Raw genomic sequence first — 24,952 nt, 5'->3', positions numbered from 1 at the left:
CATGGGCCAGGGCCCGACCTTGCTTGATTCATGGAGTTGACCTTAAGGATGCTCCTGACGTCTTTCGAACCTGAGATTCTCGATTGCAGGTCTGAACACGATGAATGCGCGGGGACGCGGCTCGATCCCCTCTGTCTGGAGCGGACGCCGCTCGGGCGCGCCGAGCGCGGATGACCGTTTTGGACCGTGGTCACAATCACAGATCGGGGCCGTTCACCGCAGCACGCACGGCGCGAGCACAACCGCTGAATCCCCCCTCTCACGAGCGCGTCTAGCATCGCGTCCGATCGCGAATCGGAGCGTTCCCGTCGCGCCGCTCACCGAGGCAGACCGAGCAGCAGAGAGAGAGGCTGGCCCCCGGCGCTCACCCGCCCTCACGTGGGGCGTAGAGGCCATCCGCCAGGAACTCCGGAATAATCCATGTGCCTAGAACACGCGATCTACCGCCGAGACGGAGCGAGACAGGGCCGAGACGTCAGGCCATCACTGACGTTATCCGTTGGACAATGTAGCGACCCAGGGTATACACCGACGATCATTGACGGCATGTTCCCAACACACCGGCAAAACACACAGGGAATCCATGCATTATCTCCGGCGCCCGTGCCCTGGACGACGAATTTCCGCGTCGACTGGGGGACGATAAGGCCTCATAAAGGAAGGCGAACAGGCGTCACCGCGCATCTCTCGGAGGATCGGAAAGTTCTACACGGTAGAGAGCCACCATCCATCACCGACGCAGGCGCCCCCAAGCAAACACGGTGAGCTACGTCCATCATCGCCAGTGACCGCGCGAAGCCAGGGCGACACACCGGCGACAAGCACGTTCAACGTGCGGCACTCGACATCGTGAAACCTATTCAACACATCTCCGCGCCCTACTTGCCCGCTGCCGCACCGGCATCGGAGCGGACTCCCTACCAGCCGATCTCGGCGATCGTCGGCTCATCGCACTATCGCGCCCTGTCGGACGACGCGCTGAAAGACGAGGACAACGCCGCGTGGGTGCTCGGCCTCGCGCCCGACGTGAAGCGGGCGTGGCTCGATCGCATCCGCTGGATCCGGATCGTCGATCGCCTCGCCGAGAACGAGCGCATCGAGCCGCACGCGCGGCGATTCAGCCGCTTCATGGTGGCGTGGAGGCGCGTCCGTTCCTGCGGCTTCGTCGATCCGTGCTGCCCCTTCGCGCGCGAGCTCTCCGCCATCCACGCGCTGTGGCTCCGCCGCCCCGCGCTCGATCGTCCCGACCTCGACGAGATGCAACCGCGCTCGCTCGCCGCCTGGGACGCCTACCTGCTCGCCCTCGCCGACTACCACGCTCCCAGCCTGCTCATCCGCACCCTGAAGGAGCACGACACGATGCTCGTGCGGCTGTCAGGCCATATCTTTCAGCTGGTTCCGTTCCTGACGAAGGAGCACTGGGACGCCGCCGGGGAGTTCGGCCGGCTCGATCAGTTCTTCAACAACCTGAGGGACATGCAGGAGGACGCCGATCGCGGCATCTGCTACCTGCCCGAGGAGGAGCTCGCGCGCCACGGCGTCACGCGCGCTCAGGTGATCTCCGGACGGTGCGTCGACACGCCCGGATACCAGGCCCTGATGCGGTACTGGCTCGATGAGGTCATGCCATCGCTCTACGCGCGGGCGGCGCCGTTCATCGAGGCGCGCGGCCTCCACCCCTCGCTCCAGATCATGAGGGAGTGGAGCCTGCGCCGTTATGCCCGCATCACACGGGTGTTCCGCGCGACCGGCTTCGATCACCGCCGGTTCCCCGCGCGGTACTGGGCCGAGGTGCGGCGCGACCTCGCCGAGCGGCGGCAGCTCCTCCGCGCTCACCCCGTGTAACGCCTCACCGTCGAGAGGAGCGCGTCCGGATCGAACGGCTTGCCGAGCCACGCGTCCGCGCCGACCTCGGCCGCCCGCCGGTGCGCGTCCGCCGCCGCGGTGAGCACGACGATGGGCGCCTGACGCCCGTGCCGGACCTCGAGCTCGCGCGCGAACTCCGGGCCGTTCATCACCGGCATCTTCATGTCGAGCAGGATGAGATCCGGCAGGTCGTGCTCCAGCTTGGCCAGCGCCTCGCGACCGTTGCACGCGATCTTGACCCGGTAGCCGTCCTCCTGGAGCACGAGGGAGACGAGCGCCACGAGATCCGCGTCGTCCTCCACGAGGAGCACCGTCTTTGCGTGTCTGTCGCTCATCGTCGATCGGCCGCGGGGGCCTCGCTGCTGAGTGGAAGGGTGAAATAAAACGTGCTGCCGCTGTCCTCCTCGCTCTCGAACCAGATACGGCCGCCATGGCGGGTGATCATGTCCTTCGCAAGGAACAGCCCTATCCCCATGCCTCCGTAGTCGTGTCGGGTGTCCGTGTGCGCGCGGAAGAAGCGCTCGAAGATGCGCTCCTGCCTGTGGGCGGGGATGCCGACGCCCTGGTCGCGCACGGACACGACCGCCTCGAAGCGCGGCGCCGCGCCGTGCCGCTGCGAGAAGAGCGCGGCGTCGCAGGAGGACGGCCGCGACGACGCCGGCGCGCGCTCGGCGACGGCGACGCGCACGTCGACATCGCCGCCGTCGGGCGAGTACTTCACCGCGTTGTCGAGGAGGCTCGCGAGCACCTGGCGCAGCCGCTCCGGATCGGCGCGCACGACGGGCGGCCGCTCGGCGTCGAGCGACAGCCGCACCCGGTGGCGGCTCGCCGACTTCGCGACGCGATCGACCGACTCCTGCACGAGCTCCTTCAGATCGACGTCCTCCTCGGAGACCTGGAGCACGTCGAGCGTGACCTGCGAGATGGCCAGGAGATCGTCGACGATGCGGTTGATCCTGTCCGCGCCGCGGTCGATGGCCTCCAGCATCTTGCGGCGCGGCGCCGGCAGATCGTTCGAGTTGCGCAGGAGCGCGAGCGCGTATCCCTTCATGATCGCGACCGGCGTCTTGAGCTCGTGCGCGCCGACCCGGATGAACTGATCCTTGACGAGATCGAGCTCCATGAGCTCCGTCACGTCGCGGGCGACCGCGACCGCGCCGAGGACCGCCCCGCCCTCGCTGCGGATCGGCGCCGCGCTGGTCCGCAGGAAGACGTCGCGGCCCGCGCGGCCGTCCGCGAGCACCTGCTCTTCCTGCACGATGGTCTCGCCGGCGAGCGCCCGCACCATGGGCAGCTCGTCGCGCGTGAAGGCGCGACCGTCGCTGTGGCGCATCCGGCCGAGGTCCATCACCTCCTCGACCATCCGGCCGGCCTGCTCCGAGCGGCCCGAGAGGCCGAGCAGCCTGAGCCCCGAGGCGTTGATCATCGTCAGCCGGCCCTGGCGGTCGCACGCGAACACCCCCTCGACGAGGTTGTCCAGCACGGCCCCGAGCTGCGCCGCGCGCTGCGCCGCGTCCTGCAGCAGGCGCTCGCGCTCCGCCAGGTAGCTCCGCGTGCGCCGAGACGACTCCTCCAGGCGATCGACCATCGCGTTGACGCCGCCCGCCAGCGCGCCGATCTCGTCCTTGAAATAGACCGGGATCCGCTCCAGCCGGTCGACCTCGCCGCGCTGGACGATCTTCTGGATGACCGCGGCGACCTGCTGGAGCGGGCCCGCGAGGGCGCCGGCGAGGAAGCCCGCGCAGACCGGCGCCCAGGTGACCGCGACCATCGAGAAGATCGCCAGGGTGAGCTTCAGGCCGGGCTTGGCCGGCCCCGCCGTCTCGCCGAGCACCATCGCCGCCATCCAGCTCGTCGGCGCGATGGCGAGGCAGGCGCCGAGGATCACGAGGCGGACGGCGAGCGAGTAGCCCTTGCCAGGCATGGAGAGGCCGCGCTCGCGCGCGATGAGCGAGATCACGCCGGCGGCGGGGGCGAGCAGGCGGCCGAGGATGCTGTAGGCGAGCGGCAGCGCGGCCGCGAACAGGGCCAGCGCGAACAGGGCCAGCGCGACGCCGCGCTGGACGCCGAGCGGGCTCTGGTCCGGCGCGATGACGTAGAGCGCCATCGTGACCGGCAGGTACAGGAGCCCCCACGACACGGCCCAGACCGTCGCGAACGCGAGCGGGGTGTCGTAGGCGGCGTTCGCCGCGGCGAGGACGACCTCCTCCGGGGGCGCCGCGCCGCCGCTGCTCGTGTCCTCGACGCCCGCGCCGCTCTGGAGGCGATGGGCCACGGAGTACTGCCGCAGGCGCTCGATCGGGCGCAGCATGTGGACGAGCAGCGCGATAAGCCCCCCCGTCTTGACGAGGTACATGAGCCCGATCAGCCCGAGCAGCCGCGCCTGGACCGCCGAGTCCACGACGCCGAGGAGGCGCAGGTGAGCGACCGGGACAAGCAGGCTGTACGGCAGCTCGATGCCGAATGCATAGGCCACGACCCGAGGCGTGAACGACAGAGTCCGCGACCTCCCCGGATTCCAGATTCTAGCCCAGGCGGCTCGGCTGATGGCCACGTCCGTCACCCCCCTTGTTGAAGCATGGCTGCGGGGCTCGCGCCTCTGGAGCCCCTCCGCGCCAAGTTGATGAGTCAGGTCGCCAGGCAGCTTTGCTATGAAAACCAATGAGCGAGTTGTCGACCGTTTTGCGCAGCGGCTCGTGTCGATTCGATCGACTCCGACTCACACGTTCCGTCCGCGCGCGGGCGTTCTGCGATTTTCCTGATCAGCTCAGGGACTGCCTTATGGCGTTCCTGGCGATCAGGAAAAGGATGGTAAGCACGTGGCGCGCGCGCAGGCCGCTCGCCTCACCGCGGTAGACGGGACGCACGCTGACCTCGCAGACGCGGAGCCGGCGAGCCGCGAGGGCGGCGAGCAAGTCGTTCGGATAACCGTAGCGGGGCCAGAGGCCGTCGAGGTCGAGCGCGTCGATCGCGCGGGCCGAGATGGCGGTGTACCCGCACTGGCTGTCGGAGAGGGCGTCGAGCCCCGCCGCACGGCGGGTGAGCTCTGCGAGCGCCGCCGTCGCGGCGAGCCGCTGGAGAGGCATGACGCGCCACACGTCGGGGTGGCGCAGCCGATCGCCCTTCACGTAATCGGCTTCGCCCGAGGCGATCGGGGCGACGACGCGCGGGAGATCGCGCGGATCCATCTGCCCGTCGCCGGCCATGACCGCGACGGCCGAGGCGCCGAGGGCGCGAGCGCGCCGGTAGCCAGCGACGATCGCCGCGCCGACGCCGCGGCACTCCGGGTGGACGAGCACCTCGAGGCGCTCGTCCCCGACCGCGCGCGCCATCTCGGCCGTGCCATCTCGACTGGCATCGTCCACGACGATCACGTGGTCGACAAAGGCGGGGACCGACGCCGCCGCCTCGGAGATCCATCGCGCCTCGTCCCGCGCGGGGATGACCACTGCGACGCGCGCACCGTGGAGCACGCGGATTCCTAGCGGAGCGAGCGGTCTCCGGCAACGCGATCGACGCCGCGACGACGCGCTCGGCGCCGCGCCGCGAGCCGTGCGCGCCGGACGTATTACCTGCCAGCGCTCTTGCGGAGCTCGGCGTAGGAGCCGCCAGGCGTGGCCGTCTCGACGGGCAGCCCGGCCGGCCCCCACCCCGGCTCGGTGATCGCGCCGAACGCGTCGCGCGGCCCCTCGAAGCCGGCGCGTTGCTCGATGACGGCCGTGTAGCCGGCCGACACCATGGCCTCGGCCGCGCGCATCGAGCGCTGTCCGGACTTGCAGCCCACGATGATCTTCGCGTCCCTGGGATAGAGGGCGCGGACCACATCGAGGAAGTCGGGGTTCTGCTTCATGCCGCCGGCGCCGGCGTGCATGAGCGGCACGTTGTGCGCGCCGCTCGGGTGCCCGGCCGCATATTCGGGCTCGCTCCGGACGTCGAGGTAGAGATACCCCTCCTCGTCGATGAGCTTCTTGGCCTGCTGGGGGGATACACGCTTGATGTCCGCCATGGGGCGCAGTCTACCCCCGGCGCGGCGCGCTCGTCAGAACGTATGAATGAAGAGCCCGCTGCGGAGCTTCGGCTCGAACCACGTGCTCTTCGGCGGCATGAGCAGCCCTGCGTCGCTCACCGCGAAGAGCTCGTCGATCTGCGTGGGATAGAGGTGGATCGCCATCGTGAACGCGCCCGAGTCGACGCGTCGCTCGAGCTCGGCGACGCCGCGGATGCCGCCGACGAAATCGACGTGCTTGTCCCGGCGAGGATCGCTGACGCCGAAGATCGGGCCGAGGATCTGGTCCTGGCAGATGGAGCAGTCGAGCGAGGCCACCGGATCCTTCGCGTCGAACGACCCCGGGCGGACCCTGGCGGTGTACCAGCGGCCGCCAAGGTAGAGCCCGAAGGTCCGCGGCTCGGCCGGGGTCGCGGCCGCGCCGTCCGTCGCCGGCGCGACGTCGAGCCGCTCGCCGAGGGCCGCGAGCAGCGCCTCCGCGCTGCGGCCGGCGAGGTCCCGCACGACGCGGTTGTACGGCATGATGTTCATCTGGTCGTGCGGGAAGACCACGGCCAGGAAGACGTCGTGCTCGCCGCCGTCGCCGCGCAGCTTCCTGTGGACGCGCGCCGCCGCGGCGCTGCGGTGGTGGCCATCGGCGACGTAGAGCGTCGGGATCGCCTGGAAGCGCTCCTCGAGGTCGGCGGTCGCCGCTCGACCGAGGACCCAGAGCTTGTGCTCGACGCCGTCGGCCGTCGTGAAATCGTAGATGGGCGGCGACTGCAAGGCCTCCGCGACGGCGCCGTCGATGCCCGCGTCGGCGCGGTACGTGAGGAACACCGGCTCGTCGTGGGCGCCGAGCTCCTCGATGTGGCGGGTGCGGTCGTCCTCCTTGTCGGGGCGCGTCTTCTCGTGCTTCTTGATGACGTCCTGCTCGTACTCGGCGACCGCGGCGCAGCCGACGACGCCGATCTGCCGGTGAGCACCCATCCTCTGGGCGTAGAGGTAGAGGTGCGGCTCCGGGTCCTGCGCGAGGTCGCCGCTCGCGATGAGATCGGCGAGGTTCTGCGCGCCGCGGGCGTAGACGGCGTCGTCGTGCTCGTCCGTCCCCTCGGGCAGGTCGATCTCGGGGCGGGAGACGCGGAGGAAGCTGTGCAGGCCTCCCGCCGCGAGGACGCGCGCCTCGGCGGTGGAGATGACGTCGTACGGCGGGCTCGCGACGCGAGCCGCCTGGGCCTGGGGGGGTCGGTAAGCGCGGAAAGGTCGGACGGTAGCCACGCGGAGCGACTAGCCCAGCGGCCTGGGCGCGTCGAGGCGGCTCGCGCGGCGGGAGCCGCGGCAGGCGGGGCGGGCAAACCGGCGCGGAGCCCCGGCGTCGGCGGCGCTCATGGCCGCGCGCGGCGCGTGCTAGGAGGGACTCGCGCCGCGAGCCGCTCGCATCCGCTCGCCGCCGCACCATCCCGCCCGCGCAGCCGCGCGCCGCACGAAGAGGAACCTTGTCCAGCTCCGGTGAGTCCTACCCTCCGCCGCGCTATTCGACCCTCCCGCCCGGCTCGGCGGACGACGATCTCCCCCTGCCGGGCGAGATCACCTCGTTCTCCAGCTCGCGATCCCGCCGCGTGATCGCCGTGGGGGGCGGCCGCGGGGGCGTCGGCAAGGCGACGCTCGCGGTCAACCTGGGGGTGTACTTCGCGCAGCTCGGGCGCGACGTGATCATCATCGACACCGACGCTTACAGCCCGGGGCTGCACGCCGCGCTGGGGATCGAGGCGCCGTCGCTCGTCACGCGCGAGGACATCGAGGAGGGCAAGGCCGAGCCGATCGCGACAACGGTGCCCGGGCTCCGGCTCGTCCCGACCGCGTACGACCCGATGACGGCCACGCCGCACCGGCCAAGCCGCGCCGCCTACTGGATGAAGATGATCCAGGAGCTCGACGTCGACTACGTGATCGTCAGCCTCGGCGCGGCGACCGGCTCCTCGACGCTCGACCTCTTCCTGCACGCTGACGTCGGCATCTGCGCCACCACGCCCGAGCCGCTCGCGGTCGAGCACTCCTACCGCTTCTGCCGCGCGCTCTACCAGCGCACCTTGCGCCGGGCGCTCATGAAGGAGCGCTTCAAGATCCGGCTCGTGGAGAAGGTCGCCGCGTCGCTCCCGGCGCTCGCGACGCCGCGCGACTTCATCATGGAGGTGAAGCGGTTCGACGAGGGGGTCGCGTCGCTCGCGGCCGCGCAGCTGCCGCGGGTGAAGCCGCACCTCGTGGTCAGCCAGACCCGGCACCGCTCGGACCTGGAGCTCGGCCCCGCGATGAGCGCCGTCTCGGAGCGCTTCCTCGGCATCTCCCTCGACTACCTCGGCCACATCGAGCACGACGACGCCGTGTGGCTGACCGCGCGCCGGCGCCAGCCGCTCCTCATCGACAGCCCGACGTCGAAGAGCGCGCGCAACCTCGAGCGCGTGGCCCGGCGCATCCTCGCGCTGCTCGCCGCGCGCGACTCCCGCCCGGCCGAGGCGCACGCCCGCGCCCTCGCCGCCGCCTCGAAGAGCGCCGCGCCGCCGACGCTCTACGAGGCGCTCGGCCTCGCGCGGACGGCCGCGGACGACGAGATCCGGCGCGCCTACAAGCGCCAGCGCGACACCTACCGGGAGGGGAGCCTGCCCGTGGTCAGCGTGCTGAGCCCCGCGGTGCTCCAGAAGGAGCAGGCGCGCATCGAGGAGGCGCACGACACCCTCCTCGATCCGGTGCGCCGCCGCGCGTACGATCTCTCGACCTACCCGGACGATCCGCGCACGCAGCTCGGCCCGGTGCGCGCCGAGAACGCCGCCGCCGTGGCCGAGCTGGCCATGCTCCAGGCCGATCTCGCGCGCGAGATCAACGCCGAGACGCAGTTCAGCGGCGCGCTGCTCCGCAAGGTGCGCGAGTCGCAGGGGGTCGAGCTCACCGACATCTCGCAGCGGACCAAGATCTCGCTGGCGCACCTCCAGGCGATCGAGAACGAGGCGATAGGCGACCTTCCGGCGACCGTCTACGTACAGGGATTCGTTCAGGAAATTGCCAAGTACCTGCGGCTCGATCGGGCGCAGGTGGCGAAGACCTACATGCGTCGCCTGCGCGAGATCTCCGCCGGCTCGCGCGCCAAGCCGCATGGCTGAGGCGTCGCGCGGAAGCGACGGGGCGGCGCGGATCGGAGGCGGGCGCGGCGGGCGCGGCACGGGCGGCACGTCAGAACGCGCCGGCGGGGATCTCGCGTTCTCGGCGCTCGCGTTCGCGCTCGCGCTGCTGCCGCGGCTCTACGTGGCGATCGCGTGGGCGCGCGAGCCCGTGTGGGACGGCCATTACTACGATTTCGGCGCGCGCCGCATCGCCGCCGGGCTCGGCTACTCGGACGATCTCATCGTCGGGGGCCAGGCCGTATGGCACCCGTGGTGCCATTATCCGGTCGGTTACAGCGGGTTCCTCGCCCTCGTCTACCGGCTGTTCGGCGCCGGGCCGCACGCGGCGACCGTCGCGAACGCGGTGACCGGCGCGCTGCTCGTCGTCGTGGTCCACCGCCTCGCCCGGTACGCGACAACGCCGGCGCGCGCCCGCGTGGCGGCGCTCCTCGCGGCGCTCTCGCCGGGGCTCATCGTTTATGCGGCGCTCCTCATGACGGAGCCGCTCGCGGCGCTCGGCCTGGTGACGGCGCCCTGGCTGCTCGCGCGCGACACCGCGCGCGGTCGCCCGGCCCGCGGCGCGGTCCTCGCAGGCGTGGCGCTCGGGCTCTCGGCGCTGGTGCGGCCCCAGAGCCTGCTCTGCGCGCCGGCGCTCGCGCTGCTGGCCATGCGTGCCCCGCAGGGGGTGGCGTCCGGAGGAGCGGCGGCAACGGCGTCTGGAGGGGCGGCCGCGTGGAAACGCGGCGCGCTCACGGCGGCGCTCGCGGCCGCGACGGCCCTCGCGGTGGTGGCGCCGTGGACGATCCGCAACTGCCGCGTGATGGACGGCTGCGCGCTCGTGTCGACGAACGGCGGCTGGAACCTCGCCATCGGCGCGTTCCCGCGCGCGACGGGCCGCTTCGAGACGCTGCGCGCGGGAGACGGCTGCCCGATCGCGCGCGGCCAGGTGGCGCAGGACCGCTGCTGGATGGCCGCGGGGCTTCAATGGATCAAGGATGATCCAGGTCGCTGGCTGGCCCTGATCCCGAGGAAGCTGGGCTTCACCTTCGATCACGAGTCGTTCCCGATCGGCTATCTCGGCGAGGCGAACCCTGCGGCGTGGCCCGAGGAGCGGCGCGCGGCGGGGCGCCGCGTGCTCACGGCGTCGCACCTCGGCCTGCTGTCCGCCGCGGCGCTCGGGGTCGTGGCGATGCCCCGGCGGAAGACGCGGCGCGAGCTCGTCGCGCAGCTCCTCGCGCTCGCGGCGGTGCTCGGGCTGGTCGCGTGGGGGGTGCTCGGCGACGTGCACGCGTTCTGGCCGCTCGCGGTGGCGATCCCGCTGATCGCCGCGCTGCCGCTGCCGGGCCGGCCCGGGAACGGGGGCGTCGTCGGCTACCTCGCGTTCGCGGTCGCGTCCGTGGCGCTGACGCACGCCGTGTTCTTCGGCGAGGACCGGTATCACATGGTCGTGACGCCGGCGCTGTGCATCCTCGCGGCGTGCGCGCTGCGGCGAGGAGAGGCGGCCGGGGAGCCGGCGGGCGATCGATGACGTGACGCGGGCGGCGCCCGGAGGCGCAGGAGGCGACCCGTCAGGGCTTTGGCGCCGCCACGCTCGGGCCGCCTGCTCTCTCCTTCTCCAACGCTTCCTGGTCCATCACCAGGCCGATCTCGATCCGCCGATTCTTCGCCCGCCCCTCCGCCGTGACGTTCGTCGCCGCTGGCGCGAACTCCCCGTATCCAGCTGCGGACAGGCTCCCGGGCGCCATGCCCTCCGCGATCAGCGCCTGGACCACCGCCACCGCGCGGGCCGACGAGAGCTCCCAGCTCGACGGGAAGCGCGCGCCCTTCGCCTTCTTGCTCTTCGCGTCGCCGCCGTCGTCGGTGTGCCCGGCGACCTGGAACCTGTGCTCCGGCATCGTCCGGAGCACCGCGGCGATCTCGGCCAGCACCGCGCGCCCCTCGCGCTGGATCTCGGCCTTCCCCGCCGCGAACAGCGCGTCGCTCGGCACCTCGATCACGAGCTGCCCGGCGCGGAGCCCGACACGGACCTTCCCCGCGAGGGCCGCGCCCTTCAGCCGGTCCACGGCGTCGCGGATCCCGGCCGCGCGCGCCTCCGCCGCCGCCTGCTTCCGGCGCAGATCGTCGAGCTTGGCCCGCGTCTCCGCGAGCTCCGCCGACAGGCTGCCCCGCTCGCCGGCGAGCTGCCCCACGCTCTGCCCGGCGCTCCGGAGCCGCGCCGACAGCTCCTCGTTCATGGCGGCGAGCTCGTCGAGCCGCCGCGCGAGCCCCGCCTCGGCCGTCGTCGCCTCCGACAGCCTGAGATCGCGCGCCCGGACGTCGTCCGAAAGGCGCGCCAGCTCCTCCTCGATGGCGGCGATTTGCGCGGACCGCTGTGTGGCCTCGGCGCGGGCGCTCTGGGCCTCGGCCCGCGCCTTGTCACCCGCCTCGCGCTCTCTCCGGATCTCCGCGCGCGCCTCGTCGTAGAGCCCCTGCCGGACGAGGCAGCCCGGCGTCGCCAGCCCGAGCAGGCCGGCCGTGAGGAGCCGCGCCGCCGCAGGCGAGCGCCGCGAGAGCCACGTCGGGATCCTGCCGGACGTCGTCGTGTCTTTCATGCGTCGCGCGCACTCTGGCACGAAACCCCGGGCGCGACGAAATCGTGGCAAACGTTCCCCGCGCGCCGCCGCGCGAGCGGTCGCGAGCCGTCGCGAGCCGTCCCACCGCGCGCGAACCCCTGGTACCCTCGGCGGCGTGATGTCTCCGCGAGCTTGGTTTTCCGTGGGCGCCCTCGCAGCGACGACGCTGGTCGGCAGCGCCGCGGCGGCGTTCCCGCACGTCGTCCGCGAGGGCGAGACGCTCGCGCAGATCGCGGAGCGCACCTACGGCCGCGTGCAGATGGAGCAGGTGCTCGTCGCCGCCAACGCGCTCGACGCGGGCGCCGGCGTGCCGATCATGCCCGGCCTGCGCCTGGAGGTGCCCGCGCTGGGCCACCACCGCGTCACCGCGGGCGAGACCTGGGCGATCCTCGCGGAGCGGCTGCTCGGCACCGCCAACCGGAGCGACGTCCTCGCGATCTCGAACGACACGTGGCCCTGGCTCGAGCCGACCGACGGGCAGGAGATCATCGTGCCGTACAACCTGCGGTACGTCGTCGGCCAGCACGACACCTTGCTCACCATCGCCTATCGCTTCCTGGGCAAGCGGGACCACGCGTGGATGCTCGACAAGTACAACCACCTCAAGCAGCGCCCGCTGCGCCGCGGCATGGTGATCCTCGTCCCGCTCACGGATCTGCCGCTCTCGGCCGAGGGCAAGGCCGAGGCCGCGAGCTCCGGCGCGCTGGTGCGCTCCGAGGGCGCCGGCCGCGCGCGCGACGCCCAGCGCCGGGTCGACGCCGAGCTGCCGCAGCTCGCCGGCGACGTGCGGAGCGGCCGCTACATCGACGCCGTGGCGCGAGCGAGCCGCCTGCTCGGCTACGGCGATCTCGCCCGGGTGCAGATCGCCACGGTGCAGCGGCACCTGCTCGAGGCCTACGTCGCGCTCGACGCCACAGGGCTCGCCGAGACCGCGTGCGCCGCGTGGCGCGAGGCCGACCCCGCCGCGCGGCTCGATCCCATCGAGCTCAGCCCGAAGATCGTGCGCGCCTGCACCTCGTCGACGGAGCTGCACCTCAGGGCGCCGTCGCCGGACCCCGCGCCGCCGATCCCGGCGGACGCGGGCGGTGGGCGGTGACCTCGCAGCAGCCCGCGCCCGATCGCCTGCCCGCCGGGCACGGCGTCGCGTCGCGGTACACCGTCGAGTCCGTCATCGGCGAGGGGGCGTCCGGCGTCGTTTACCGCGCCACCCGCGACGAGGACGGCCAGCCCGTCGCGCTGAAGGTGATCCACAGGCACCTCTCGGGCACGCCCCAGATCTTCAGGCGCTATCACCGGGAGGCCGCCATCCTGGAGCGCGTCGAGGGCCCGCACGTCGTCCGGATGCTCGACTTCGTCGAGGAGGGCGGGCTCCTCGTGATCGCGCTGGAGCACATCGACGGCAGCTCGCTCGAGGAGCTCCTGCGGGACCACGCGCCGATCGAGATCGACCTGGCGATCGAGATCGCCCTGCAGATCTGCGCCGCGCTCGAGACCGCGCACGCGGCGGGCGTGGTGCACCGCGATCTCAAGCCGGCCAACGTGCTCATCGAGCGCCCGGACGGGCGCTCGGGCGCCGCGCCGTCCCCCTTCGCGGGCCGCGTCCGCGTGGTCGATTTCGGGCTCGCGAAGGTGGTGCACGGCGAGCAGCAGACGACCGGGCTCACCGAGAAGGACATGATCTTCGGGACGCCGGAGTACATGGCGCCGGAGCAGGTGCGCGGGGAGGACGTCGACCCGCGCAGCGACATCTACGCGCTCGGCTGCATCCTCTACGAGATGGCGGTCGGCGCCGTGCCGTTCAGCAAGCGGACGCCCATCGCCGTGATGACGGCGCAGATCGCCGAGCAGCCGCTGCCGCCGCGCGCCAGCGAGCGCTCCGGGCTCATCTCGGCCGGCCTGGAGGCGGTCCTCCTGAGGGCCCTCGCCAAGAGCCCTTCCGAGCGGCACCCGAGCGCCAGGGCATTCGCCGACGCCCTGCGCGCCTGCCGAGAAGAACGGCGCGTCGTGCACCACACCCCCGCGAGCCTCGCGGACGCCGTCTCGATCACCGATCTCGCGCTCGAGCGGACCGGCCTGGATTACGCCGCGCCCCTCCAGGACGGCGCTTCCGTCTCGGGCGTCGGCCATGTTGGCCACGTCGGCCATCCGGTTACGCGTCCGGAGAGCGCGGTGGCGAGCGCGGTGGCGAGCGCGGTGAGGAGAGCGCTGCCCGAAAGCGCGGCCGCGGTGGTCCGCGGGACGCCCGCTGGCGCTGCTCCGACGGCGGGCGGCACCTCGCGTGAGCTCATCCTCTGGACCGTGGTGGCCATTCTCTGCGCGGCCGCCGGCATCGTGGTCGGCACGCTGTTCGGGGCGCGCTAGGACGCGCTGGAACGCAGCTGAAACGCAGCTGGGGCGTGCCTGGCGCGCCGCCATCGGGGGGCTGCGGCTATGGCGTGGAGCGCGAGGATCGTGGTAATCGTTCTCATGCGTTCCTTGCTGTCCGGCGGCGCAGCCCTCGCGGCGCTCCGCCCTGCTCGGCCCCGGCGGCGGCGCGCTCTCCCCGGCGTCGCCGCCGCGCTCGCGCTCCTCGTCCCCGCGGCCGCCTCGGCCTATGACTCGCTCGCCGTGCCGTGCGCGGACGACCCGCTCCAGTGCGCGCGGGGGCCGCTCACGTTCCAGCGCAAAGACGCCATCCCGCTCGAGCTCGACTTCGATACAGGCTGGGTCCCGCCGGGCTCACCGCTCCAGGTCAACCTCGGGGCGGCGGTCTACGCCGACACCCAGGTCTCGTTGAGCGGAGCGCTCGAGGCGTCGTGGCCAGAGGCGCTCGCGCTCAAGGCACCAGGCGCCCCGGACGGCGGCGCGTTCAGCTGCGATTACGGACTCGATGTCAGCGCACAGGGACGCATCAGCATTTCCGTCCTGGGCCAGGACTTCGACTGGACGGGTGATATCCCCTATCTGCCCCAGATCGATCTCCAGGTGCACACCCGAGAGCAGTTCGACGCCTGGGGCTGGGAGCCGGGCATCACGCTGGAGAGCTCCACCGCGCTGCAGCGCATTGCGTCCGTGTCGCTCGGCGACCTCATCGGCGGCTCGATCCCCGGAATCGACGGGAGGTTCGAGCTCGACATCGCGATGGACGTCGCGGCCCGCTACACGACCCATCGCGTGGCCATCGAGACGCTCGATCAGGCGACGGTGAGCGGAGGCGACATCACCTCCGAGGGCGGAGCCTCCTCCGTGGACTACCTGGGAGGCCCGTCGGTCGAGCTCAACGTTCGTCCGGAGGGCTCGGTGCGGTACGACGGCACGCTCCACCTCGTCCCCGCGTTCGGCGTCAGCCTGCTGGGCCGCTCGTGGTCGATCCCGCTCGCCGACATCCCGCTCGCCTTCCCGCTCACCGAGCGGGAATGGATCTTCGAGAGCGAGCGCGTCCATGTGCCGCTCCCGGACCTCGCGCTGGACAAGCAGGAGATCGATTTCGGCGCCGTGGAGGTGGGGCAGGCCAACGTGGAGCTCGTCCGCCTGTCGAACGCGGGAGAGGCGCTGCTCGATGCCGTCGTGACGACCGACGACGCGGAGAGCTTCGAGCTCGCGGACGCGGCGCTCGGGATCGATCCGGAAACGGAGGTCGACTTCGCGATCCGCTTCGCGCCGAAGGCCAGCGGCGCGTTCGCGGCGACCGTCCTCGTCGAGTCCAACGACCCCGATCGACCCCTGCAGATGATCGCGGTGCGAGGGATCGGCGTCGGCGAGCCGGAGGCACCGGCAGGCGGCGGCGACCTCGCGGAGGAGGATGGGGGCTGCGCCTGCCGCGCGGCCGGGGGCGCGCCGCGCGGCAGCGCCGGCGGCCGGGCGTGGGCGGCCGCCGGCCTGTCGCTCGCCGCGCTCGCGGGCGGCCTCAGGCGCCGGCGGCGCGCCGCCTGAGGCTCACGCCGCGCTCGGCGGGCCCACGGCGATCTTCCGCCGCGTCGACACGGCCGCGATCTCCTCCAGCTCCTCGCCGCGCAGCGTCTCCTTGAGCACGAGCGCCTCCGCGACCGCCTCGAGGCCCTCGCGGCGATCGACGAGCAGCTGCTTGGCCTTCAGGTACATCTCGCCGAGCCGTTCCCTCACCTCCTCGTCGACCTCGCGGGCGGTCTCCTCGCTGCACGTGCGCTCCTCCTGGAGCACGCCGAGCATCGGCGCGCCGACGGTGCGCGCGAGCGCGGCCAGCCCGAGGCGCCGGCTCATCCCGAGGCGGGTCACCATCTCGCGGACGAGCGCCGTGGCGCGCCCGAGATCGTCGTGCGCGCCGCTCGACACCTGCCCCAGCGCGATCTCCTCCGCCGCCCTGCCCCCGAGCATCACCGTGACGCGCGACTCGATCTCCTGCTCGGTGACCAGCTGGCGCTCGTCGCGGGGCACCTGGATCGTGACGCCGAGCGCGCCGATCGTGCGGGCCACGATGGACACCCGCTCCACCGGATCGGCGGCCGGCAGCGCGAGCGCGACGAGGGCGTGCCCGGCCTCGTGGTAGGCCACGCGCCGCCGCTCCTCCGCGGTCATGATCTGCCCGCGGCGCCGGAGCCCGAGCTGCGAGCGATCGAGCGCCTCGTCGAAATCGGCCTGTCCGATCTCCCTTGCGCCGCGCCGCGCCCCGGCCAGCGCGGCCTCGTTGACGATCTTCGCGAGATCGGCGCCGACCATGCCCGGCGTGCGGCGCGCCACGAGCCCGAGCTCGACGTCGCTCGCGAGCGGCACCCGCCGCGCGTGGACGGCGAGGATCGCCTCGCGGCCCCGCAGATCGGGCCGATCCACGATGACCTGGCGATCGAAGCGCCCGGGCCGCAGGAGCGCCGGATCGAGCACCTCGGGGCGGTTGGTGGCGGCCATCAGGATCACGGTGGTGCGCGCGTCGAAGCCGTCGAGCTCGGCGAGGAGCTGGTGGAGCGTCTGCTCTCGCTCGTCGTGGGTCGCGAGGGCGCCGAGGCCGCCCCGGGTCCTGCCCACGGCGTCGATCTCGTCGATGAACACGATGCTGGGCGCGCTCTTGCGCGCCTCCTCGAAGAGCTCGCGGACCCGCGCGGCCCCGAGCCCCACGAACATCTCGACGAACTCGCTCGCGTTCAGCGAGAAGAACGGCACGTTCGCCTCGCCCGCCACCGCCCGCGCGAGCAGCGTCTTGCCGGTGCCCGGCGGCCCGATGAGCAGGAGGCCGCGCGGGATCCGCCCGCCCAGCGAGCGGTACCTCGAGGGCTCCTTGAGAAAGTCGACCACCTCGACGAGCTCGTCCTTGGCCTCGTCGACGCCGGCGACGTCCGAGAAGCGCACCGGATCCTGCCTGGATCGATCGTAGATCTTCGCCTTGCTGCGCAGGAACCCGAGCGGCCCGGCGGCCCCCTGCCCCGCCCGCCGCAGCACCATGAAGAACGCCGCGTTGATGAGCAGGAGCGGCAACATCCAGATCGCCACCTGCATCCACACCGACGTCTGGGGGCTCTTCGCCTCGATGCGGACCTGCTTGTCGAGCAGCGCCCTCACGAGCGGCTCGTCCTCGACGCCGGGCAGCCGCGTCACGCGGACGCGCTCCTCCGGTCGTTGCGGGCTCTCGCGGCGGATCAGCTCGATCTCGTCGGGCTTCACGATCGCCGCGGAGACCTCCCCGCGCTGCACCTCGGCGACCGCCTCGTCGTACGGCACGAGCGGGCGCCCTCGTGACCTGACGATCCCGGAAAGGACCAGGATCCCGACGGCGATCAGCAGGTACCCGAGCCACGCGCGCGACGCCGGCCTCTTCTCGTCAGCCATTCCACGGAGCTGATGTGCGGCGGGCGTCGCTTCGGCAAGCCCTCGCCCCCGGAACAACGGGAAAGCCCACGAGAAAGCCGCGCGAGGGAGGGAGCCCAGGAGCGTCCCCGAGCGCGGCTCGGCGCGCCGCCGGCGCACGGCTGCCGCGCGTCCACCGACAGCGCCGGCGCACGGCTGCCGCGCGTCCCCCCGCAGCGCCGGCGCGCCGCTGCCGCGAGGTGATCGCCCGGTGGATCCAGGCTAAGAAGCGACACCGTGCCGCTCGCCTCCGACCGCGCCTCGCTCGCCGCGTTCCCCATCGACTGGGGCGGGCTCGCCCCGCTCCGCCTCAAGTCGCGCGCCGTCGCCGAGGGCGTCTACGCCGGCATGCACCGGAGCGTCCGCAAGGGCGCGGGCGTCGAGTTCGGCGGCCAGCGGCCCTATGTGCCCGGCGACGATCTCCGCTTCTTCGATCGCCGCGCCCTGCTCCGCCACGATCGCCTCATGGTGCGCGAGTTCGAGACCGAGACCGATCGCGCCCTGTGGCTGTGCGTCGACGCGACCGCCTCGATGTCGTACCGCGGCCGGCGCGCGCCCGGCGCCAAGCTGGCCTACGCGGCGCTCATCGCCGCGGCCATGGCCCGCGTCGCGCTCGCCACCGGCGACCCGGTGGGGCTCGCCTGGCTCGGCGGCGCCGGCACCCACGGCCTGCCCGCGATGGCGGGGCGCGAGGCGTTCGAGCGGATCGTCGGCGCCCTCGAGGCCACCTCCGCCGCCCAGGACTGGAGCGGCGACGCCGGCGCTGTCGAGCGCGCGCTCGCGCCCATCGCGAAGAAGGCCCGCCGCGGCGCCGTCGTCCTGCTCATCTCCGATCTCATCGATCTTGCTCATGAACCCGGCGCGGCCCCGTCGGGCGTCGATCGCGCGCTCTCGGCGTTCACGTCGCTGAGCACCGGCGGCCGCACGCTGATCGCGCTCCAGGTCCTCGATCCCAGCGAGGCGACGCTCGACTTCGAGGGCAACGTGCGCCTCCGCGCCCTGGAGGGCGGCGCCGTCGTGGAGGCCGACGCGGGCGCGGTCCGCGCGGAGTACCAGGCGCGCCTCGCCGCCCTGGCCGAGGCCTGGTCGCGGGCGCTCGCGTCGCGCGGCGGCCGCCTGCTCCGCGCGACCAGCGCCGATCCTCCGACCGACGTCGTCCGCTCGCTCGTGCAGGCGATCGCCGAGGTGCGCCGATGAGCTTCGTCACGCTCGGCGCGCTGCTGGTCGCGCTGCTCGTCGGGGCGCCGGTCGCCGCGCACCTCCTGCGCCGCCGCCGCGCCGAGGAGCGGCCGTTCCCGCCGGCGCGCCTGGTCCCGCCCACGCCGCCGACGGCGCGGCGCCGGAGCCTCCTCGAGGACCGCGCCCTCTTCGCCACCCGGGCCGTCTCGGTGATCGCGCTCGCGGTGCTCGGCGCCACGCCGCTCCTGCGCTGCTCGCACCTGTCGCTCAGCCGCAGGGCCGGTGCGTCGGTCGCGCTCGCCATCGTCGTCGACGACTCGCTCAGCATGCGGGCGCGCCCGGACGGCGCCGAGGGCGCCGCGCGGTCGATCGACGATTCCTCGCGCGCTTCCTCGCAGGCGCCCTCGCGGTTCGAGCGCGCGCTCACGGCCGCGCGCGAGCTCGCCGGCGGCCTCGCTCCCGGCGACGCCGCGGCGCTCGTCCTCGCGGGCGCCCCGGCCCGCGTCGCCCTCGCGTCGACAACCAACCTCGCCGCCGTCGGCGAGGCGCTCGACGCTGTGGCGCCGTCGGACCGCGCCACCGACATCGACGGCGCCCTCGCGCTCGCTCGCGATCTGCTCCGTGGGCTGCCTCAGAGCGACAAACGCATCGTGCTCCTCAGCGACCTCGCTGACGGCACGCCCGGCGCCCCGCCCATCTCGGGCACCCCCGACATCGCCACGTGGGTGCCGCTCCAGGAGCTCGAGGCGACGGGCCAGGACTGCGGGATCGTCCGCGCCGATCGATCCGGCCAGAAGGCGCGCGTCCGCGTCGTCTGCACCGCCGCGTCGACCGCGGCGCGCGGGCCCGACATCGCCGTCGCGCAGCGAGACGGCGGCGCGGACGCGCCGCCCGCCGCAGGCGCCTCGGCGACGGGCGCCTCCGCCGCGGCGGGGCGATCCCTCGAGGTGCGCGCCGGCGACGCCGTGCTCGGCAAGGTCGCGCTCGATCCGGCCCTGCGCGCCGAGGAGCTCTCGATCGACCTCCCGGCCGGGACGCCCGAGATCCTGATCGCCGCGCTCACCGGCGGCGACGCGATCGTCGAGGACGACCGCGCCCCGATCATCTCCGCCGGCGGCCCGCTCTCAATCGCGGTCGTGGTCGACCCCGCGACCACGCACGTCGAGACGGGCGGCCCGCCGCCGCTCGAGCAGGCCCTCTCGGCGCTCGACCTGGACGCGCAGATCAGGCCGCTGCCCTCGGTCCCGGAGCACGCGGACGAGCTGGCCGCGCACGCGGGGCTCATCGTCGACGACGCGCCCGGCTTCACGCCGGAGGTGCGCCGCTCGCTCGCCGCGTGGGTCGAGCGCGGCGGCGTCGCGCTGCTGACGCTCGGCCAGCGCGCGGCCGCGGCACCGCTCGGCGCCGGGTTCGAGCCGCTGGTCCCGGGCGTCGTCCGCTGGTCGGCCTCCCCGGTGCCCGGCGTGGATCCGGCGACGGCGGGCTGGCTCGGCCCGTCCGCGCCCGGCCTCGCCGACGTCGCCCCGCGCGGCCGGGCGACGCTGGGCGCGGAGGCCTCGGAGGGCGCCGAGGTGCTCGCCCGGTGGGCGGACGGCGCCCCATTCCTCGTGCGCCGCCCGCTCGGGCGCGGCGTGGTGCTGTTCATGACGCTGCCCCTCAGCACGGAGGAGAGCGACGTCGCGCTGCGGCCCGCGTTCCTGTCGTTGCTCGACGGCTTCGTCGGCGCCGCGCGCGCCCGCGGCGGCGCGCGGCGCCTCGCCGCGGGCGAGCTGTGGACGTTCGACGGCTACCACGACGTCAAGGTCGAGCGCGTGCGGGTCGACCGCGACGGGGCCTCGCAGGGCTCGCGGTCGCGCGAGGCGCTCCCCGTCGCCGAGGTCGAGCGGCGCCTGCGCGTCTCTCCGCCGCTCGCGGGCCTCTACGAGCTCACCCTGGACGGCGAGCGCTCGACGCGCGTCGTGTCGGTCCCCGAGCGCGAGATCGACCTCCGCCCCAGGCGCGTCGCCGAGAGCGCCCGCGCGGCGGAGCTGGGCGGCATGGCCGCATCCATCGACGGGTCGCCCTACGTCGCGCTCCTGCTGCTCCTGTTGCTCGCGGTCGAGCTCTTGCTGCGCTCCATCGGAGGGCGGCAGGAGCCGGCGGAAGGCCAGGCGAGCTGAGGCCGGCCCCCTCCGGCGCGCTTGCCCGCGCGGGGCGCGCGCCTGCCGACGCGGAGCAGCCGGCGTCGAGTCGAGTCGAGTCAACCGACCGCACCGCGCCTCGCCGCGCTGCCGCGCTCAGTGCGTCTGCCAGTGCGGGGGGATCTCGTCCGCCGGCGCGAACTCGGGCTTGGCCGGCGCGGCGGGCACGGTCGCGGCCCGGCGAGGCCCGTTCGGCTTGAAGCTGTGCTCTGCGGCGGGGAACGTGCGCGACTGCACCTCGTCCACGTAGGCGCGCGTCGCCTCCACGATCTGATCGCCGACCTCGGCGAAGCGCTTCGCGAACTTCGGCGTCAGCTCGCGGAACATCCCGAGCAGGTCGTAACAGACGAGCACCTGCCCGTCGCAGCCGGCCCCGGCGCCGATCCCGATCGTCGGGACGGAGACAGCGGCCGTCACCTCCTGCGCGAGGTCCGGCGGGATGGCCTCGAGCACGATCGCGTAGGCGCCCGCCTCGTCGAGGACGCGCGCGTCGGCGATGAGGCGCTCGGCCGCCTCGTCGCCCTTGCCCTGCACCTTGAACCCGCCCATCGCGTGCACCGACTGCGGCGTGAGCCCGAGGTGACCCATCACCGGGATGCCCGCGGCGACGATCCGGCGCACGTGCTCGGCGATCTCCTCGCCCCCCTCGAGCTTGATGCTCTCGAAGCTGCCCTCCTTCATCATGCGCCCGGCGTTCTCGAGCGCGTGCATCGGAGAGAGCTGGAAGCTCATGAACGGCATGTCGCCCACGACGTGGGCTCGCCGCGCGCCGCGCGCCACCGCGCGCCCGTGGTAACAGATCTCCTCGACCGTCACGGGGAGCGTCGTCGTGTGCCCCTGCACGACCATCCCCAGCGAGTCGCCGACGAGCAGCAGATCGGCGCCGCCCTCGTCGAGCAGCCGCGCCATCGTGAAGTCGTAGGCAGTCACCATCGCGATCGGCGAGGCCCCTTTGCGCGAGCGGATCTCGGGGACCGTGACCTTCGTCGAGCGCTGCGCTGGCCTGCGTGCGCTGCCGCCACCGTTGCCTTGCGGACCGTACATGTGCCTCCGGGTCGCGGCCGCACTCGCGGTCCACGCCTCGGGACAAGCTAGGGCGGCGCCCGCTGCGGGGCAAGACGCGGCGCGCGGCGGTCGCGGGCCGGCAAGCCGCAATCTTCAGCGTTCTCGCCTGGTTGCCGGCCGGTCGCCGCCCGGCAGGGGCGTGCGGCCAGGACGCCGCGCGGCGGCGCGATCCCAGGAGCTGCCGGATCAACCGTGGCGGGGGCCGGCGCCGCGGACGGGGTGCGCTGCCCCCGTCGTTCGCGAGCCCCCCGGAGGCGCGGGCCTCGGGTTGGTCAGCGCGGTCAGGACGTGATCGCGCCACGCGCCGTCGATGAACAGGTAATCGCGCGCGTACCCCTCGACGGCGAAGCCGAGGCGCCGGAGCAGCCGGCCGCTGCGCTCGTTGTGCGGCAGGTAGTTCGCCATCACGCGGTGGAAGCCGAGCGTGTCGAACATGTATGCGATCGCCGCCTCGATCGCCTCGAACATCAGGCCCGAGCCCACGACGCGCTGGTCGAGCGAGTAGCCGAGGGTCGCGGCCTGGAAGGCGCCGCGGACGAACTGCGTGAAGTTGCAGACCCCGATCACCTCGCCGCCGGGGGCGCCGCGCCACTGCAGCGCGAGCCGGAGCGCGCGATCCGCGGCGAAGTCCTCGAGGTCGCGGAGGAGGCGCTCGCGCCAGAACGCCTCGGTGTAGAAGCCCTCGGGGCGCGGCGGATCCCACCGCGCCAGGTGATCGCGGTTGCGCTCGAAATAGGCGAGGTAGCGGCCAGCGAGCTCGACGGGAGGGATGAAGAGGCGCAGCCGCGGGGTCTCGATGCAGACGGGGCTCTTCAAGGGGCCTCCAGCGCGACGCGCCTAGGACAAGGTCCCTTCGTCGAGGCGGCGCATCCCTTCGAGGAGCAGCGCCTCGGGTGACGCGGTGATGCTGCGGGTGCTGGGCGAGAAGCTCGGGTCGAGGCGGAAGTCGCCCTCCCGGAGCGTGAGCATCCGGTAGAACGCGTCCTCGCCCAGCGCGCCGGCCCAGAGCGCATGGACGACCTGCCCGTCGGCGAAGTGGATCTCGCCGGCCATGGAGTTCGCCTGGATCTTGAGCGCGCACGTCTTCCGGCCGTGCCAGAGGATCTGGATCATGTCCGGCAGGCCCATCTCGGCGAGCGAGCCGGACACGCCGCGGGGGACGGTGGTCGTGGAGCGCCGCTCGATGAGCTGGCGGAGCTTGGCGGCCATGACGTCGGTCGACGCCGGCTTCGAGACGAAGTCGTCGACGCCGAGATCGAAGGCGCGCTGGGCGGTCTGCCGGTCCGTCTTCGCGGTGAGGATGACCCACGTCTTGTCGCGGCCGAAGCCGAGCTTCAGCGCGTCGGAGCGGAGCGCGAGGCCGGCGTCGGGCTCCTCGAGGTCGATCTCGCTGACGACGACCTCGATGTCCTTCGTCTCGAGCTCGCGGCGCGCCTGCGCCACGTTGCGCGCGATCGAGACCTCGAAGCCCTGCTCGAGCAGGCGCAGCTCGAGCACCGTCGTCTCCTCGGGATCCGGGTCGACGATGAGCGCCTGGTGCCGATCGGAGAGCAGCTTCGCGCGCATGTCGTCGCCCGTCATGACCTGGCGGAAGAGATCGACGATGTTCGGATCGAAGATGGTGGCGCGGTACTGGGCGAGCACGTCGCAGGCCTCCGGCGGGCGGAGCGCCTTGCGGTACGGGTTGCGCGGGTTCTGCGTGAGATCGGCGTAGGTGTCCGCGACCGCGAGGATGCGCGCGCCGAGCGGGATCTCCTTGCCGGACAGGCCATCGGGGAAGCCGCTGCCGTCGTAGCGCTCGTACATCATGCTGATCGCCGAGACGACCTCCTGCGGCAGCCCCACCGACTCCATGAGGTGCGCCGGAAGATCGACGCTCTTCGTCGCGGCGAGCCGGTGCCCCTCGTACTCGGCGACGTTGAGCGCGGTGAGGTGGTACGGGCCGTTCTTGCCGAGGTCGTGCAGGTAGGCCGAGGCCACGTAGCTCGCGACCGTCGTCGGCGGCAGGCCGATGCGCTCGCAGAGCTTGCGCACGATGCGGGCGACCGTGGAGGAGTGGCCTCGGAGGTCCTGCCGCGCGTTCTCGAGCAGGCTCACAAGGACGTTGAGCGTCTCGACGTACGCGTGGGTCGTCGTCGGGTGCGGCGGCGGCGGGGGCGGCGCCGCGGCGACCGGCGCGGAGATCGGCGCGGGAGCGACGTGCTGCTGGGGGGGCGGCGATGGGGGCACCGGCGTGGGCGGCGGCCCGGCCGGGGCCACGCGGGGCGGCGCGGAGGGCGCCCGCATCACCGCGGGCACCTGCGGCGACGTCACGAGCGCCGCGGGCACCGGCGCCGCCTGCGTGGGCGCCGCGTGCGCCGGCTGCGCGTGCATCGCCTGCGGGTGCATCGGCGCCGCCTGCGTGGGCGCCCCGTGCGCCGGCATGCCGTGCATCGTCTGCCCGTGCGCCGGCTGCGGGACCACCGCCGGCACGTGCGTCATCGACGCGCGCTCGTGCGTCATCGATGCGCGCTCGTGCGTCATCGACGCGCGCTCGAAGGGGTTATTGCTGTTGGTGTAGAGGATCTCGTCGAACGAGTTGACCGGGCGCAGCAGCGAGTTGAACGCGGTCGTGTCGCCCCGGTAGTGGTACGCGATGGCCGCGCGGACCGCGGCCGGCCTGGCGACGATGGCGCGTACGTCCCGCACGCCCGCGGCGAGCCGGATCTCGTGCAGCGCGACGTCGTTGTCGGGATCCGCCGTCGCGACCGAGAGCGTCGTGTTCCGATCGTCGAGCAGCACCGGGAAGACGCCGTGCAACGTCGCGGTGATCGCCGAGACCTTGGCGAGCACGCGGGGCTCGATGATCGCCTTCGAGAGCTTCTCGGTCGAGACGAAGCGGGTGTTGTGGACGGTCGCGATGAACTTCAGGAGCTCGGCCTCGTTGACGATGTCGAGCTCGATGATGGCGTCCTCGATACGGCCGCGCGTACGCATCGCGTACTCCACCGCACGACGGTGATCGTCCGGGGTGATGCGCCCCTCGAGGACGAGGCGATCGGCAATCCGCTGGTTCAATCCTTGAACGGAAGCCATCGAAACCCTGATTCTACCCAGAAATTGGAGGTGGCGCGCCCA

18 protein-coding genes are annotated in these 24,952 nt (G+C 73.0%); 8 read left to right on the top strand and 10 right to left on the bottom strand.

Going from position 1 to position 24,952, the window contains the following annotated elements:
• Window positions 1-849: 849 nt before the first annotated feature.
• On the top strand, window positions 850-1,845 hold the full coding sequence (locus WMF46_RS02380) for a squalene/phytoene synthase family protein (protein WP_437984101.1): 996 nt from the start codon (window positions 850-852) through the stop codon (window positions 1,843-1,845).
• On the opposite strand, the gene WMF46_RS02375 is transcribed toward WMF46_RS02380, so the two are convergent.
• From WMF46_RS02375 to WMF46_RS02355, 5 genes are all read right to left on the bottom strand, one after another.
• Window positions 1,833-2,201 (bottom strand): response regulator, encoded by a 369-nt coding sequence (locus WMF46_RS02375; RefSeq protein ID WP_437549138.1) that lies wholly within the window; start codon window positions 2,199-2,201, stop codon window positions 1,833-1,835. The two genes, WMF46_RS02380 and WMF46_RS02375, sit on opposite strands and share 13 nt — an antisense overlap.
• Window positions 2,198-4,342 carry a HAMP domain-containing sensor histidine kinase gene (locus tag WMF46_RS02370; RefSeq protein ID WP_437984100.1) on the bottom strand — a complete coding sequence of 715 codons (2,145 nt, stop codon included), beginning with the start codon at window positions 4,340-4,342 and terminating at the stop codon, window positions 2,198-2,200. The genes WMF46_RS02375 and WMF46_RS02370 overlap by 4 nt, the downstream gene beginning before the upstream one ends.
• A 286-nt stretch (window positions 4,343-4,628) precedes the next feature.
• Window positions 4,629-5,339, bottom strand: coding sequence for a glycosyltransferase family 2 protein (locus tag WMF46_RS02365; protein ID WP_437984099.1), 711 nt, complete (start codon window positions 5,337-5,339; stop codon window positions 4,629-4,631).
• A 95-nt stretch (window positions 5,340-5,434) separates the two neighbouring features.
• Window positions 5,435-5,872, bottom strand: a complete 438-nt coding sequence (locus tag WMF46_RS02360; protein WP_012233061.1) for a rhodanese-like domain-containing protein — start codon at window positions 5,870-5,872, stop codon at window positions 5,435-5,437.
• A 33-nt stretch (window positions 5,873-5,905) separates the two neighbouring features.
• A complete protein-coding gene (locus WMF46_RS02355; protein ID WP_437984098.1) occupies window positions 5,906-7,129 on the bottom strand; it encodes a DUF1015 domain-containing protein in 1,224 nt (407 codons plus the stop codon).
• A gap of 218 nt (window positions 7,130-7,347) precedes the next feature.
• On the opposite strand from WMF46_RS02355, the gene WMF46_RS02350 reads away from it, so the two are divergent.
• Entirely contained in the window at window positions 7,348-9,006 is a 1,659-nt protein-coding gene (locus WMF46_RS02350) for a helix-turn-helix domain-containing protein (protein ID WP_437984097.1), read from the top strand.
• Window positions 8,999-10,534, top strand: a complete 1,536-nt coding sequence (locus tag WMF46_RS02345; RefSeq protein WP_437984096.1) for a glycosyltransferase family 39 protein — start codon at window positions 8,999-9,001, stop codon at window positions 10,532-10,534. Before WMF46_RS02350 ends, WMF46_RS02345 begins: the two co-directional genes overlap by 8 nt.
• Before the next feature lie 40 nt (window positions 10,535-10,574).
• Here the strand turns inward: WMF46_RS02345 and WMF46_RS02340 are convergent, their stop codons facing one another.
• A complete protein-coding gene (locus WMF46_RS02340; protein ID WP_437984095.1) occupies window positions 10,575-11,597 on the bottom strand; it encodes an OmpA family protein in 1,023 nt (340 codons plus the stop codon).
• Between the two features lie 163 nt (window positions 11,598-11,760).
• Here WMF46_RS02340 and WMF46_RS02335 point away from each other — a divergent pair, with 163 nt between their 5' ends.
• The 3 genes from WMF46_RS02335 to WMF46_RS02325 all read left to right on the top strand — a co-directional run bounded on the left by WMF46_RS02335 (window position 11,761) and on the right by WMF46_RS02325 (window position 15,530).
• Window positions 11,761-12,714, top strand: a complete 954-nt coding sequence (locus tag WMF46_RS02335; protein WP_437984094.1) for a LysM peptidoglycan-binding domain-containing protein — start codon at window positions 11,761-11,763, stop codon at window positions 12,712-12,714.
• On the top strand, window positions 12,711-13,979 hold the full coding sequence (locus tag WMF46_RS02330; protein ID WP_437984093.1) for a serine/threonine-protein kinase: 1,269 nt from the start codon (window positions 12,711-12,713) through the stop codon (window positions 13,977-13,979). Before WMF46_RS02335 ends, WMF46_RS02330 begins: the two co-directional genes overlap by 4 nt.
• A gap of 105 nt (window positions 13,980-14,084) precedes the next feature.
• On the top strand, window positions 14,085-15,530 hold the full coding sequence (locus tag WMF46_RS02325; protein WP_437984092.1) for a choice-of-anchor D domain-containing protein: 1,446 nt from the start codon (window positions 14,085-14,087) through the stop codon (window positions 15,528-15,530).
• A gap of 3 nt (window positions 15,531-15,533) precedes the next feature.
• Here the strand turns inward: WMF46_RS02325 and ftsH are convergent, their stop codons facing one another.
• Window positions 15,534-17,393, bottom strand: a complete 1,860-nt coding sequence (gene ftsH / locus WMF46_RS02320) for an ATP-dependent zinc metalloprotease FtsH (RefSeq protein WP_437984091.1) — start codon at window positions 17,391-17,393, stop codon at window positions 15,534-15,536.
• A 255-nt stretch (window positions 17,394-17,648) separates the two neighbouring features.
• Between ftsH and WMF46_RS02315 the strand changes: the two genes are divergently transcribed.
• Together WMF46_RS02315 and WMF46_RS02310 are read left to right on the top strand one after the other, a co-directional pair.
• Complete coding sequence (locus WMF46_RS02315; RefSeq protein ID WP_437984090.1) at window positions 17,649-18,608, top strand: DUF58 domain-containing protein; 960 nt, start codon at window positions 17,649-17,651, stop codon at window positions 18,606-18,608.
• A complete protein-coding gene (locus WMF46_RS02310; RefSeq protein ID WP_437984089.1) occupies window positions 18,605-20,749 on the top strand; it encodes a VWA domain-containing protein in 2,145 nt (714 codons plus the stop codon). Before WMF46_RS02315 ends, WMF46_RS02310 begins: the two co-directional genes overlap by 4 nt.
• 117 nt (window positions 20,750-20,866) lie before the next feature.
• On the opposite strand, the gene panB is transcribed toward WMF46_RS02310, so the two are convergent.
• The 3 genes from panB to WMF46_RS02295 form a co-directional block, all read right to left on the bottom strand.
• Complete coding sequence (panB, locus tag WMF46_RS02305) at window positions 20,867-21,814, bottom strand: 3-methyl-2-oxobutanoate hydroxymethyltransferase (protein WP_437549113.1); 948 nt, start codon at window positions 21,812-21,814, stop codon at window positions 20,867-20,869.
• Between the two features lie 207 nt (window positions 21,815-22,021).
• Window positions 22,022-22,651 carry a GNAT family N-acetyltransferase gene (locus tag WMF46_RS02300; RefSeq protein WP_437984088.1) on the bottom strand — a complete coding sequence of 210 codons (630 nt, stop codon included), beginning with the start codon at window positions 22,649-22,651 and terminating at the stop codon, window positions 22,022-22,024.
• Between the two features lie 21 nt (window positions 22,652-22,672).
• Window positions 22,673-24,910 carry an HD domain-containing phosphohydrolase gene (locus WMF46_RS02295; protein WP_437984087.1) on the bottom strand — a complete coding sequence of 746 codons (2,238 nt, stop codon included), beginning with the start codon at window positions 24,908-24,910 and terminating at the stop codon, window positions 22,673-22,675.
• Window positions 24,911-24,952 lie beyond the last annotated feature (42 nt).

This window comes from Sorangium sp. So ce117, assembly GCF_051524395.1.
GTDB lineage: Bacteria > Myxococcota_A > Polyangia > Polyangiales > Polyangiaceae > Sorangium > Sorangium cellulosum_B.
Note: the sequence above shows the minus strand (reverse complement) of the source record. Positions and strands in the feature narration are given on the sequence as shown.

Bases quoted from the DNA above. Each gene is read 5' to 3' on its own strand.
- WMF46_RS02325 (WP_437984092.1), top strand. From the start codon at position 14,085: ATGCGTTCCTTGCTGTCCGGCGGCGCAGCCCTCGCGGCGCTCCGCCCT.
- WMF46_RS02345 (WP_437984096.1), top strand. From the start codon at position 8,999: ATGGCTGAGGCGTCGCGCGGAAGCGACGGGGCGGCGCGGATCGGAGGC.
- WMF46_RS02360 (WP_012233061.1), bottom strand. From the start codon at position 5,872: ATGGCGGACATCAAGCGTGTATCCCCCCAGCAGGCCAAGAAGCTCATC.
- WMF46_RS02340 (WP_437984095.1), bottom strand. From the start codon at position 11,597: ATGAAAGACACGACGACGTCCGGCAGGATCCCGACGTGGCTCTCGCGG.
- ftsH (WP_437984091.1), bottom strand. From the start codon at position 17,393: ATGGCTGACGAGAAGAGGCCGGCGTCGCGCGCGTGGCTCGGGTACCTG.
- WMF46_RS02375 (WP_437549138.1), bottom strand. From the start codon at position 2,201: ATGAGCGACAGACACGCAAAGACGGTGCTCCTCGTGGAGGACGACGCG.
- panB (WP_437549113.1), bottom strand. From the start codon at position 21,814: ATGTACGGTCCGCAAGGCAACGGTGGCGGCAGCGCACGCAGGCCAGCG.
- WMF46_RS02310 (WP_437984089.1), top strand. From the start codon at position 18,605: ATGAGCTTCGTCACGCTCGGCGCGCTGCTGGTCGCGCTGCTCGTCGGG.
- WMF46_RS02295 (WP_437984087.1), bottom strand. From the start codon at position 24,910: ATGGCTTCCGTTCAAGGATTGAACCAGCGGATTGCCGATCGCCTCGTC.